Raw genomic sequence first — 13,064 nt, 5'->3', positions numbered from 1 at the left:
GTGATACGCGTTTTCCATATTATAGGTGTTGGTTTTTTTGCTTTTTAAATTGAAATTTAATTTTAAGAAACTTGTGGTCTAAGTTGTATATTATGAAGTAGAAAATTGTGATGGTAAAACTCTTCGTATCATTAACTATATGAAATAATAATGCCCCACTAATTTTGGATTAAATTAGTGGGGCATTTAATAAATTTATTATTTAATTTGGATCACAAATGGTATGAATGTGTACCTATTAAAAAGATTGTCCGTTATAGGCTCTTCTCATAGCTTTTTTATCTTCTGCAGTAAAATCACCGATAGCATAAAAATTACATGCTCTCATAATAGAATTGATATAATCACCACTAGAGTTAGTACCAGGGATTAAATCTACTTGGTTATCACTAAAATCTCCTGCATCTTCTAAACCAAAAGGAATACAACTTCTTCTTGTTTTATAATCTGCATGTACAAACCCTATTGCGTGGCCAAGTTCATGCATAATTAAAGATACAAGTTCTGATTGTGGCCAATTAGACCCTTGTGTTCTTGTATTAATACCAATAAGATCTCCTGGGTTTCCGTTTTCAGGAAATCTTGCTCTACCATCAAAACCACCACTAGTAAAACTATCACTAGATATGATAACGATGTCAGGACGTGTATTTCCAAAATTATTTACTCCAATTAAGATTCTAAAATCTATTTTTTTCAAGTTTAATGATTTATAACGATGGATTACTGTTTGTGCTGCATTTCGTTGTTTATTGTCTAAACCTTGCGAACCCGAAGTAACCACACCAACAGTGATCATTCTTTTACCTTTTTTAGGTAAGGTTATTCTACTTTTATTAAAGAATAGTTTTTGATCTGTGTTTTCTATCATCTGGTCCAGCTCTTTGTACGAAATAAAGTTATCCGATATTAATAAACCTTCGATAGATTCTCCAAGAATAGTCTCTTTAAATTCTTCTACAATATTACTTTCGGGAGTAATGCCATTTAGTTTTAATGCATTAAGTTGTGTTTCGTTTAGTGCTATAGTAGTTGTATTCATCTCTTCTTGATTTATAGTATCCTCTGTTTCACAAGAATTAAGGATTAATAAAAAAGATGTTGCCATTAGTAAATAGCGAGTTTTTAATAAGTTGATTTTCATTGTAGTATGGTTTTAAATTAATTTGGTTAAAACTAGAGTTTTACAAAAAATAAAAAACCGTGATATGTATGAAGTGTTATTCTCTTTTCATTAAGGTGCATTTATATTGTGTTACTTGAATATTCTTTTTGTCTAATATTCATAATAACAGTAATAGAAACAGAAAATATCGTCAGAGAAGTTACTAGATATGAAATTCTAAAAAAATGGTTTGTGGTGATCTAAATACAATAGAAAAATTTAAAATAATGAGAAGAGCCTTTAAAAGAAGTTTTTTACATTAAGTTTCAAACAAAAAAATAGCGATAGTAAATACCATCGCTATTTTTAATAAAGAATATATTATTATATGTTATGCTTTTTTGTAGGTAAACGTTAACGTTTGCTTATTACCATCACTATCAGTGTATTTGTATACTAAGTTAATAGTGGTATCATCTACTATCAATATTTGAACCTGCGGAATATTTTTAAGTAATACCGTTTTTTCATCTTTTACGATATATTGAAGTGTGCTTGTTTTGATAAATTGACAATCAGCATTGGTATCAAAAACAACCATATCATTGCCTTTGGTCACCGAGGCAGAAAATGCTCCAGAAAAAGGATAACTAATATTTATATTATAGTTTAGTAAATCTCTTCTGTTAAATGTTTTCTTATGTTGTATAAATTCAAAAACACTTTCAGCTTTAAACTCGATTGTATTTTTTTGTAAACACTCATTGTTAGTGGTCTCGATGTTCCATTTTCCTAATAATTTAGCAATTACTGCAGTACCATCATAAGTATTGTCCTCTTCTGTTGTCGTCTCATCTTCTTCTACGGTTACGTCATCAGTTTCTTCTTGATCACTATCACTTAAATCCTCACTATCACCTCGTATAAAAGTATCAACTTGTGTTTCTTCTGTGCTGCCATTAGTAACTTTTGAAGTTATTTGTAGCGTATCGTCTACAAGTTTGATTTCTGAGGTAGAATTAAAAAAGGTTACACTGTTTAAACCTGCTACAGTATAGGTGCCTCCTTGTGCAATGGTTTGAGAACACAGATCAGAGCTAGGACTACCTTTCTTTTTAAATGTTATTGTATAGGTATTATCTTCATTAAAGGTTGCAACAGATCTTTTTAAACATTCAAATTCTGAAGCAGAAACGCTTTGTCCATCAATAGTGGTACTGACTAGTTTCCAATCTCCAACTAACTTTTTCTTGGTTTCAACTACATTTTGAGAAACTTCTTCATTACTTGGGCCAGAATCATCATCTGATGCACAAGAAACAAGCACTAAAGAAAATAATGCGAACATAACAAATAATGTATTGAATCTACTGATTGATTTTTTCATGAGTTTTTAATATTACAATTTTATTGCGTTAATGTATTAAGAGTGTCGAATTTTCAATAACTATACCGATCTTGTTTTGCAAAAAGAAAGGATCTTATTATTTGCATTTTATAGTATAGAATCACCTGTGGATTGAATTAGATGAGGCATTAGGAAGCTCCTTTAAAAAATCAACAATAGCCTTTAGATTTACTTTTAATAATTTTTTCAAATACATAATTACTTTTTTTAGATATAGAACGCACTATTGCCTTAGACACCTACCCCCTATAAGGGTTATTTTTTATTTTATTTTTAGTTTATCTGTATATACAGGTAAACTAAAAACAAATGAGAACATATAAACCCTACTTTAAAAAAAATAAATAATTATAATTTTTGTAAACGTAATACAATGAATACGCAAGAATGGCATTAAAAGAGTGTCTAAAAGATAGATGAAATAGTACGTTTATGCAGTTTTATTATATGGGTAAAGAAGAGAGAGATACATGAATATAGAGGTAGTCTAGGAGATTACTGATTCATACATTTATTGTTTCATTGTTTAGAAAATGACCAATACGATACTATATGCAGAATATATTCATGAATTATTTAAGGAAGGTATAAAGCTAGTATAGATATGATAAAAACAAATAATTTAAGAATAGAGAATTATATACTTAGTAGTTACTGTGAAGAAGAATCTGAGAATATTATGAAAAACAAAAAAAGATGGCCCAAATTGGAACCACCTTTTTTAAAACAGTAACTATATGTTGATCTTGTTCTGTTTGATTTATGCCAAATCAAAACGGTCAAGATTCATTACTTTTGTCCATGCTGCAATAAAATCATGTACAAATTTTTCTTTAGCATCATTAGAACCATAAACTTCGGCAACAGCTCTAAGTTCGGTATTTGAACCAAAAATTAAATCTGCTCTGGTTCCAGTCCATTTTACGATTCCTGTTTTACGATCACGTCCTTCGAATATTGCATCATTATCTGAGGTCGCTGCCCATGTTGTAGCAAAATCTAATAGATTAACGAAAAAATCATTAGAAAGGGCACCAACATTATCGGTAAATACACCATGATTAGAACCGTCATAATTAGCACCTATTACTCTTAATCCTCCAACAAGAGCTGTCATTTCTGGTATCGAAAGTGTTAATAATTGTGCACGATCAACCAGTAATTCTTCTGCCGCTAGGCTTAAATTATTTTGCAAGTAATTTCTAAAACCATCTGCTTTAGGTTCAAGATGTGCAAAAGATTCTAAATCTGTTTGTTCTTGTGTAGCATCACCTCTTCCAGGGGTAAAAGGTACACTCACATTATGACCAGCATTACTTGCTGCTTGTTCAACTCCTACAGATCCTCCTAATACAATTAGATCAGCAATAGAAACGGTACCGTTAAAATCATTTTGTATGCCTTCATATATTGCTAATACTTTAGCAAGTTCTTGAGGGTTATTAGCTTCCCAATTTTTTTGAGGTGCTAAACGAATTCGACCACCATTAGCTCCACCACGTTTATCAGAACCTCTAAAAGTTGAAGCAGAAGCCCATGCTGTAGTTACTAATTGTGATACAGTAAGTCCAGAAGCAAGAATCATCTTTTTTAATGAAGCAATATCAGCATCACCTAGTTTATTATTTGTTGCAGGGATAGGGTCTTGCCAGATTAATTCTTCTTTAGGAACTTCTGGTCCTAAATATAAAGCTCTAGGTCCCATATCTCGATGTGTTAATTTAAACCAAGCTCTAGCAAAAGCATCTTCAAAAGCTTTATGATCTTTATGAAAACGTTTAGAAATTTCTAAATAAGCAGGGTCTACTTTAAGTGCCATATCTGCAGTGGTCATCATTAATGCTTGTTTTCCAGATGCATCTCCGGCTTTTGGTGCCATTTTAGCATTAGATGCCGCTGTTGGTGTCCATTGGTGTGCACCTGCTGGACTTTTTGTTAATTCCCAATCATAGTTTAATAATACATCAAAATAGTCATGATCCCACTGTATAGGATTAGGAGTCCAGGCACCTTCTAGACCACTAGTAATGGCATCATCTAAAACTCCTGTACCAAATGTGTTTTTCCACCCGGTACTCATTTCTTCAATAGGAGCACCTGCTGGTTCTGCACCTACATATTTATCTGGATCAGCTGCCCCATGAGCTTTACCAAAAGTATGCCCACCAGCGGTTAGCGCAACAGTTTCTTCATCATTCATGGCCATACGACCAAATGTTTCTCTAATATCTTGACCAGATTTTACAGGATCAGGGTTTCCATTAGGTCCTTCTGGGTTTACATATATTAATCCCATATGTACTGCTCCTAAATGTCCTTCTAGATCACCATCTTCATAACGTTCTTCATTTCCTAACCATTCTGTTTCAGATCCCCAATAAATATCTTGTTCTGGCTCCCAAACATCTTCACGACCACCAGCAAAACCAAAAGTTTTGAACCCCATAGATTCCATAGCACAGTTACCCGCAAGAATCATTAAGTCTGCCCACGAGATTTTGTTTCCATATTTTTGTTTTACAGGCCATAATAATAAACGTGCTTTATCTAAGTTTCCGTTATCTGGCCAACTGTTCAACGGGGCAAAACGTTGTGTTCCAGAACCTGCGCCTCCTCTACCATCACCAACACGATAAGTTCCAGCACTATGCCAAGCCATACGTACCATAAAAGGACCGTAATGCCCGTAATCTGCAGGCCACCAATCTTGAGATGTCGTCATTAATTCTACTACATCTTTTTTAAGCTCTGCAAAGTCAATACTATTAAATGCAGCTGCATAGTCAAAATCTTCTCCTAGAGGATCAGATTTAGTAGCGTTTTGACGAAGGATATTTAACTTTAATTCATTAGGCCACCAGTCACGATTTCTCGTACCGTTCCCAGCTGTTTGTCTTTGAGTACCTCCCATAAATGGGCAATTGCTTATATCACCCCCTTGGTGACTGTGATGATTATCCATGTTTAAATTGATTTTATTGACGTTTATTGATTTTTACGTTTTGATATAACCAAACTTACTGAAATACATATTTAGTTCTATAGATTTGTTATATATTTAAATTAGGTTGCTATAGATGATATCTATCATAAGGTGTGAAAATTGTAAATACGTACTTGATTTACAATTCTCTAGATCATTATCCTTCTATTAAAACAAAGAATCCCTAACAAAATACAAAAGATTTGGCGTACAGTCAAACCAAAATTTTGCTATTGATACCTCTATTAAGAAATAGTTATGGTTTTATAAATAATCATGATAATGGAATTATTCCTAAATTTAGGAATAATTCCATTAATTCATTTTTTTATAGTAGTTTTGTAATGTTAAGGAAAGTCTAAATTGTTTAACTCAAAATCTATAATAATACTGTCATAGATTTTAGAAAATATCCGGGAAAAATATTTTCTGATTGGTTTATAATAGTATCTCATGATAGTACGAGCATATGGCATCTTTAACATAGGGAAATAAAAGTTTATACACTTAAAAAGGAATCGTTATGAATACTACCATCGTACACTTTGATCTAGATACCTTTTTTGTTTCTTGTGAACGTCTTTTAGATAGCAGGTTAAATAATAAACCTGTCATTGTAGGTGGAACTGGAGACCGAGGAGTAGTTAGTGCGGCTAGTTATGAAACCAGAGCATATGGTGTGCATTCTGGAATGCCTATGAAAATGGCTAGGCAACTTTGTCCCAATGCTATTTACATACGAGGTAATGCAGGTACTTACACTAAATTTTCTAAACAAGTGACAGAAATTTTACAAAGTGAAGTGCCTGTATTAGAAAAAGCTAGTGTAGATGAATTTTATGCCGATCTTACAGGTATGGATCGTTTTTTTGGATGCTATAAGTTTGCTTCAGAATTACGTAATACAATTACTCGAGAATCAGGCTTGCCCATCTCTTTTGGGCTATCGGTGAATAAGACCGTTTCTAAAGTTGCTACTAATGAAGCAAAACCAAATAATCAATTAAAAGTAGATACAGGTTACGAAAAAGCATTTTTAGCACCTTTATCAATTAAAAAAATACCAATGGTAGGGGAGAAGACCTATCGTACTTTCTGTAATATGGGGATTAAAAATGTTCATGCAGTACAACAGATGCCTGTAGAAATGATGACTTCGGTATTTGGTAAGAACGGCCGTATGATCTGGCAACGAGCTAATGGAATCGATCATACTCCTATAGTAGCATATCATGAGCGTAAATCAATTTCTAATGAACGTACTTATGGTCAGGATACTATCGATATTACTACACTTAAAACCACAATTACAGCTATGGCAGAAAATCTGGCTTTTCAGTTACGACGCGGAGGAAAACTTACTTCTTGCGTGACCGTTAAGATTCGATATTCAGACTTTCAGACCTATTCAAAACAACTTAAAATACCTTATACCTCTGCAGATCATCATTTAATACCTGTTGTGATGCAGCTTTTTGATACACTATTTAGCAGAAGACTATTAATACGTCTTGTAGGAGTACGGTATAGTAGCTTAACTACAGGAACATATCAAATTAATTTATTTGATGATGAAAAGAAAACGGTAAACTTATACACAGCTATGGATGCCATACGAACTCGCTATGGAGATAGAAGTATTATGCGTGCGGCTACTATGGGAGAAGGAGCACGTACTATCGGAAACTTTACAAACCCTTTTAATGGAGAACCACCTATTGTTTTAGCACATAGAACTCAATAAACAATTATATTATAAAATATAAAAAATGTACCTAAATAACCATTCTTACTATAGTTTACGCTATGGTACCATATCAGAAGTAGAACTATTGACAATGGCTCAAGAGTATGGTTGTGATCGTTTTCCTTTAACAGATATTAATACTACCTCGGCATGTCTAAACTTTATCAGAAAAGCTCCTTCATATAATATTAAGCCTATTGTAGGGATTGACTTTCGCAATGATGCTCAACAATGCTACACCTGTCTTGCTAAAAATAATGCAGGTTTTGAGGAACTTAATACTTTTCTCTCTACACATTTACATGAGAGTATAGCTTTTCCAGAAGAAGCACCAGCATTTAAGCACAGTATTGTAATTTATCCTTTTGAGCAGTTATTGGCATTGGATAAGCTTACCTTTTTACCTCATGAGTATATAGGAGTAGGGCTTAATGAGATTAATAAATTACGATTTTCAAAACTTAGTGAGTTTAAACATAAATTAGTAGTCCTACATTCGGTTACGTTTCGAGATAAACGAGATTTTAATACACATCGGTTGTTGCGTGCGATAGATACAAATACATTGTTAAGTAAATTATCAGTATCCCAACAAGGTAGTCCAGAAGATAAAATGTATCCTTTAGAGGTTATTCGAAAAGCTTTTGGAGAGTATCCCCATATTTTACAAAATACAGAACAATTACTTAAAGAATGTACTATTGGTTTTGATTTTTTAGAGAATAGAAAAAACCAAAACTTAAAGACAGTTTTTAATAGTGTCGATGAAGATTATAAAAAACTAGTTGAATTATGTGAAATAGGGCTTCCTAATCGATATGGAAATGATATAACTGTTGAGATACGAGAACGTTTAAAAAAAGAACTAAAACTAATTAAACAACAAGATTTTGTAAGCTTTTTTTTAATTAATTGGAAAATTATTCAATATGCAAAATCTAAAGATTATTATCATGTAGGTCGGGGGAGCGGAGCCAATAGTATTGTGGCTTATTTACTAGAGATTACAGATGTAGATCCCATAGAGTTGGATTTATATTTTGAACGTTTTATGAATCTATATAGAGCTAGTCCTCCAGATTTTGATATTGATTTTTCTACCTGGGATCGAGAAGATGTAACACGTTTTATTTTTGAAACTTTTGGAAATAAAGGACAAGCAGCACTATTAGGAGCTTATGTAACTTTTAAACATAGTGGAGCAGTACGAGAATTAGGAAAAGTATTTGGATTGCCTAAGCACGAAATAGATAAGCTAAGTGATGGTAAATATGATATACAGAAACTAGATCAACTCTCAAAACTAGTCCTTCAGTATGCCCAATATTTACATGGAAAACCTAATTATATTAGTATTCATGCGGCTGGAATTCTTATTTCAGAGAAACCTATTCATTATTTTTCGGCAACCCACTTACCGCCTAAAGGATTTCCAACAGTTCAATTTGATATGCATATTGCCGAAGATGTTGGGCTATATAAGTTTGATATATTAGGGCAGCGAGGACTAGGAAAAATAAAAGATGCTATTGCCATTATAAAAGAAAACCACCCAGATGTTATCTTACCTAATATTCATAATGCAAAACCTTTTTTTGAAGATGCAAAAATCAATGCAATGATCGAAAAGGCTAAGTGTATTGGATGTTTTTATGTAGAATCTCCTGCCATGCGTATGCTATTAAAAAAGTTAGGAGTACGTGACTATTTAACATTAGTAGCTGCAAGTTCTATTATACGTCCAGGAGTTGCAAAAAGCGGAATGATGCGTGAATATATTTTGCGACACAAAAATCCTGAACGTAGAAAACAAGCTCACCCCGTATTGTGGGATATTATGCCAGATACTTATGGTGTAATGGTATACCAAGAAGATGTAATTAAAGTAGCACATCATTATGCAGGACTTGATTTAGGAGAGGCCGATGTATTACGTAGAGGAATGAGTGGTAAATATCGCTCACGAGAAGAATTTCAGGCTGTAAGAGATAAATTTATAGCCAACTGTAGAGAAAAAGGAGAAGCAGATGAGGTAATTTTTGAAGTATGGCGCCAGATAGAAAGTTTTGCGGGATATGCTTTTGCCAAGGGGCACTCTGCATCTTATGCAGTAGAATCATATCAAAGTCTATTTTTAAAATGCTATTATCCTTTAGAATATATGGTAGCCACAATTAATAATGGAGGAGGGTTTTATCGCGTAGAAACATATTTGCATGAGGCACGAATACACGGTGCAATAATTTATCCTCCTTGTATCAATACAAGTTCAATAGATACTACGATTATTAAAAAAGAAATTTATTTAGGTTTTCAGCATTTACAAGGTCTTGAGAAGCGAACAATGTTAAAAATCATGAATGCTAGAGTACATCGCTTATTTACAACGCTTGATGATTTTATGGAGCGTGTACCACTTTCTATAGAGCAATTGGATATTCTTATTCGTGTAAATGCATTTAGAACCTTAGGAAAAGATAAAAGAAGTTTGTTATGGGAAGCTCATTATAAATGTAATCATATTGCGGCTAATGAATCTCAAGGGCAACTTTTTAAAATACATAGTAAAGATTTTACACTACCTAAATTTACAATTACAAAGCTAGAAAGTGCTTTTGATCAATTAGAGCTCTTAAATTTCACACTGTATGACCCTTTTATATTGTTGGAATCTCCAACTACAAGTAATTTGGTGAGTACGGATTTAGAATTATATCTAAACAAAATTATTGTGATTTATGGATATTTAGTCACGGTTAAAAATACGGGTACTGCTAAAGGAGATCGTATGTTTTTTGGAACATTCTTGGATCAGAAAGGAGAATGGATAGATACGGTACATTTTCCGCCGGTGGCCAAAAGATACCCTTTTAGAGGAAAAGGAATCTATCGTATTACAGGTAAAGTAGTTTCTGAATTTGATTTTTTGAGTATCGAAGTTTTGAAACAAGAACGCATGCCATATGTATCTGACCCTAGATTTGATACTACTTATAACCGTAAAGAATTACCAGAAGAACAAGTAAAATCATTTAGATTGTTAAGATAATAATATACCATTTAGATGATGAGGTCTTTATTAAACTAAGTTACACTATGTTTTATAGATTTTAATCGTAAAAAATTGATAATTATGGGTTTCCACAGCTTTTAATTTATAACTATTAGTAATTTTGCTCTTCTGCATTAAAAAGGAAGACAAGAATTGTAAATAGTTATTATAAAATGAAAATTGATGAGAATATGATTAAAGAATATATACAAAAAGCTCTGGTAGCTCATTGTATACAAATCAGAGATCATAGAAATAATGTTTTGGTATTAAATAAGGGAGTTTTTTCTTTCAATAATCACCAACAACCAAAAACAATAGCTAGTATAGAAACGATATTTTTAGACGCTTTTAAATTAACAAGATCTATAAAATTAGATAATTTAGAATATATAAGAAAAGGATCTAGATGGTATATAAAAAATGAATAAGGACACGATATATGCCCTATTCATTTTTTCATCCTGATCGTAATAATACTTGCAGATTGTTTTTTACTCGATAATCGAGATGTAACTACTAATAGAGACTTATCTTTAAATCAAAATATTTTTTCTAATAGATGCCCCAGGGTAGTTTACTTAATCATATCATAATTTTCGGCTAATGAATGATGTCCTTCCTCATCGATATCAATTTGTTGATATGAATTAGATCCCATTACTATTTCAAACCTAAATACTTGAGTTGTATCTACAATCTTCATCATTGGTCCAGAGGCATATTCTAAACGTTCTTCAAGAATATTACCTTTAATGGTATATGTGCCATATCCAAACCATTCATTATTATCTTTAGGATCAAATCGAGTCCACATCACTTTTCCTTTACTATACATTTTTACCTGGCGATACCCATTTTGGTTAAAAACGGTATCTGTTATTTGATTGTCTTCATAAAGGAATTGATGTTTAAGTTCCCAAACACCTTCAAGGTTATACGGCTCGGTAGAGGGGGTATCGTTCTTTTGTATAAAAGTTAGAAAAGAACACATCCCGAATAGAATCAATAATAAGGTTTTCATGATTGAGAGGTTTATGATCTGTATTTCATTAAGTTACGAAAAAAAAATGAAATTAGATTGTTTTGATCCGCTTTTGTGATAGCTTTAAAACGTACTCTTAATTTTATAAAAACTAACAAATTAATCACTACTGATTTAAATGTATAGTATTTATGGTTATACTGTTGGTATAGTCAGTTTATAAGATTAAATGTTATTTTGAGAATAAAAAAATCCGATCATTTTGATCGGATTCATATATAATGTATTTATTATGTTATTATTCTTTAGACCCGTTTTTCATGTTCTCTTTTACAAGACTATAAAATTCATCAAATTTTGCATCAATAATGATTCTTGTTGCAGTTTCGATACTTTGAGAACCATATTCACTTTTCCCAAGAACTTCCATTCTTTTTGGATCTACTTTAAAATCGTTTTGTAAAGTTCTAACTACTGCAGCGGCTTGTTTAGCACTAAGATCCCAGTTATCGGTGATACTCTTGTCTTTAATATTAAGAGCGTTACTGTTACCTTCAACAATAACTTTTAAATCTGGTTTCGCATTTAATGCAGTTGCTATTTTACCTAGGATACCTTTTGCTTTTGCGCTTACAGCATAGCTTTTATCATTATCACCAAATAGGACAGTATTAGCTAGTGTTATTAAAACACTTCCGTTTTTAACAGCAATAGCATTCGCTTGATCTCCTAATGCGTTTTTAAGAACAGTTAGTGTAGCTAATTTTGTAGAATCACTTTTGGTAATAGCATCATTGATAGTTTTAAGCTGTTTATCTTTTTCTTGAAGACTATTTAATGAGGTTTCTAGGTTTTGAGCTTTCTTTTTAGAAAGTTCTGTGAAATTTCCCATATTAGCTAAAAGAGAAGCATTTGTTTCCTTAAGATCTTTAACTTGTGCTTCCATAGTTTCAACACGAGTTATTGTAGCTTTTTCTTTTTTGCGTGAGTCGTTTAATTCACCCTCTGTAGTTTTTAATTCTTTTCTTAATTTGTTTATTTCATCAAGAAGATCCTTTTTTTTCTGACTATATACAGAAGAGGTTGAAATAAGCATTACTGCGGCTAATAAAATAAATTTTTTCATCGGTTATGATATGATTTGTTGCAGATGCTAAAGTAAAACTTTTTTATAAATAACAAAACAAAGGGATGTCATCACTTTTCTAATAAGCTTTTAGCATTAGCAATACTGGTATTAATTTGATCTCTTAATTGTTTAACTTCAATTTCTTCTTTTTTAAGTAGATTCATTTGTGAAGCCATTTTTTCAGGACTTAATTTTTCTTCTGTATGCGGAAACTTCTCACTAAAATCTCTCATCCATTCCATCATAAAATCATAAGAATCTTTAAGATCCTGCTGAGCTTTAGCATGAGATTTTCCTACAGCAGTAGTATCAATTTTGGGGTCTAAGTTCTTGATTAAAGAACTTAGTTCAGTCATTTTGGGCATCACTTCGTCGTGAACTATAATTACATTTTCCATAATTGCATCAAATTCTTGTTCTTCTTTAGAGAGTTGATTGCAAGATGTTAGTAGTATTACTGCGGATACCAAAGTATATATAATAGGTAATTTCATAATAATATTTTTTTCAAAAATAATTTGTCTAATACAGCTATACTAGACCAAGATTTTGTTTTTTTTAATAAAAGGTAAAGATATTACTTTTCTTTATCTTGTTGTTGCTTAACTTCTTTGTATCGTTTACCTATTTGATTCATTTTATAACTCTGTAAGAT

9 protein-coding genes are annotated in these 13,064 nt (G+C 32.1%); 3 read left to right on the top strand and 6 right to left on the bottom strand.

Annotated elements, in window-relative coordinates; translation table 11 throughout:
• Positions 1 to 238: 238 nt before the first annotated feature.
• The 3 genes from AWE51_RS22540 to katG form a co-directional block, all read right to left on the bottom strand.
• The gene (locus AWE51_RS22540; RefSeq protein WP_066318579.1) at positions 239 to 1,144 is read right to left on the bottom strand and encodes a M57 family metalloprotease; all 906 of its coding nucleotides are present in this window, start codon (positions 1,142 to 1,144) and stop codon (positions 239 to 241) included.
• A 352-nt stretch (positions 1,145 to 1,496) separates the two neighbouring features.
• Complete coding sequence (locus tag AWE51_RS22535) at positions 1,497 to 2,492, bottom strand: lipocalin family protein (RefSeq protein WP_066318577.1); 996 nt, start codon at positions 2,490 to 2,492, stop codon at positions 1,497 to 1,499.
• 781 nt (positions 2,493 to 3,273) lie between these two features.
• Positions 3,274 to 5,475 carry a catalase/peroxidase HPI gene (gene katG / locus AWE51_RS22530; protein WP_066318575.1) on the bottom strand — a complete coding sequence of 734 codons (2,202 nt, stop codon included), beginning with the start codon at positions 5,473 to 5,475 and terminating at the stop codon, positions 3,274 to 3,276.
• A gap of 544 nt (positions 5,476 to 6,019) precedes the next feature.
• On the opposite strand from katG, the gene dinB reads away from it, so the two are divergent.
• The 3 genes from dinB (at position 6,020) to AWE51_RS22515 (ending at position 10,726) form a co-directional block, all read left to right on the top strand.
• On the top strand, positions 6,020 to 7,240 hold the full coding sequence (dinB, locus tag AWE51_RS22525) for a DNA polymerase IV (RefSeq protein WP_066318573.1): 1,221 nt from the start codon (positions 6,020 to 6,022) through the stop codon (positions 7,238 to 7,240).
• Positions 7,241 to 7,265: 25 nt separating this feature from the next.
• The gene (locus tag AWE51_RS22520) at positions 7,266 to 10,292 is read left to right on the top strand and encodes a DNA polymerase III subunit alpha (protein ID WP_066318571.1); all 3,027 of its coding nucleotides are present in this window, start codon (positions 7,266 to 7,268) and stop codon (positions 10,290 to 10,292) included.
• A gap of 176 nt (positions 10,293 to 10,468) precedes the next feature.
• Entirely contained in the window at positions 10,469 to 10,726 is a 258-nt protein-coding gene (locus AWE51_RS22515; protein ID WP_066318570.1) for a hypothetical protein, read from the top strand.
• A 146-nt stretch (positions 10,727 to 10,872) separates the two neighbouring features.
• Here AWE51_RS22515 and AWE51_RS22510 read toward each other — a convergent pair whose 3' ends face one another.
• The 3 genes from AWE51_RS22510 to AWE51_RS22500 all read right to left on the bottom strand — a co-directional run bounded on the left by AWE51_RS22510 (position 10,873) and on the right by AWE51_RS22500 (position 12,903).
• Positions 10,873 to 11,319: a hypothetical protein gene (locus AWE51_RS22510; protein WP_066318568.1), complete on the bottom strand. Its 447-nt coding sequence runs from the start codon at positions 11,317 to 11,319 to the stop codon at positions 10,873 to 10,875.
• 259 nt (positions 11,320 to 11,578) lie between these two features.
• On the bottom strand, positions 11,579 to 12,406 hold the full coding sequence (locus tag AWE51_RS22505; protein ID WP_066318567.1) for an OmpA family protein: 828 nt from the start codon (positions 12,404 to 12,406) through the stop codon (positions 11,579 to 11,581).
• A 71-nt stretch (positions 12,407 to 12,477) separates the two neighbouring features.
• Positions 12,478 to 12,903: a hypothetical protein gene (locus tag AWE51_RS22500; RefSeq protein WP_082832568.1), complete on the bottom strand. Its 426-nt coding sequence runs from the start codon at positions 12,901 to 12,903 to the stop codon at positions 12,478 to 12,480.
• Positions 12,904 to 13,064: the final 161 nt, after the last annotated feature.

This window comes from Aquimarina aggregata (genome assembly GCF_001632745.1).
Taxonomy (GTDB): Bacteria; Bacteroidota; Bacteroidia; order Flavobacteriales; family Flavobacteriaceae; genus Aquimarina; species Aquimarina aggregata.
Note: the sequence above shows the minus strand (reverse complement) of the source record. Positions and strands in the feature narration are given on the sequence as shown.

What these genes read in the sequence shown, in the direction of transcription:
- dinB (WP_066318573.1), top strand. Translation starts at nt 6,020, where the DNA reads ATGAATACTACCATCGTACACTTTGATCTAGATACCTTTTTTGTTTCT.
- AWE51_RS22515 (WP_066318570.1), top strand. Translation starts at nt 10,469, where the DNA reads ATGAAAATTGATGAGAATATGATTAAAGAATATATACAAAAAGCTCTG.
- AWE51_RS22520 (WP_066318571.1), top strand. Translation starts at nt 7,266, where the DNA reads ATGTACCTAAATAACCATTCTTACTATAGTTTACGCTATGGTACCATA.
- AWE51_RS22505 (WP_066318567.1), bottom strand. Translation starts at nt 12,406, where the DNA reads ATGAAAAAATTTATTTTATTAGCCGCAGTAATGCTTATTTCAACCTCT.
- katG (WP_066318575.1), bottom strand. Translation starts at nt 5,475, where the DNA reads ATGGATAATCATCACAGTCACCAAGGGGGTGATATAAGCAATTGCCCA.
- AWE51_RS22500 (WP_082832568.1), bottom strand. Translation starts at nt 12,903, where the DNA reads ATGAAATTACCTATTATATATACTTTGGTATCCGCAGTAATACTACTA.
- AWE51_RS22510 (WP_066318568.1), bottom strand. Translation starts at nt 11,319, where the DNA reads ATGAAAACCTTATTATTGATTCTATTCGGGATGTGTTCTTTTCTAACT.
- AWE51_RS22540 (WP_066318579.1), bottom strand. Translation starts at nt 1,144, where the DNA reads ATGAAAATCAACTTATTAAAAACTCGCTATTTACTAATGGCAACATCT.
- AWE51_RS22535 (WP_066318577.1), bottom strand. Translation starts at nt 2,492, where the DNA reads ATGAAAAAATCAATCAGTAGATTCAATACATTATTTGTTATGTTCGCA.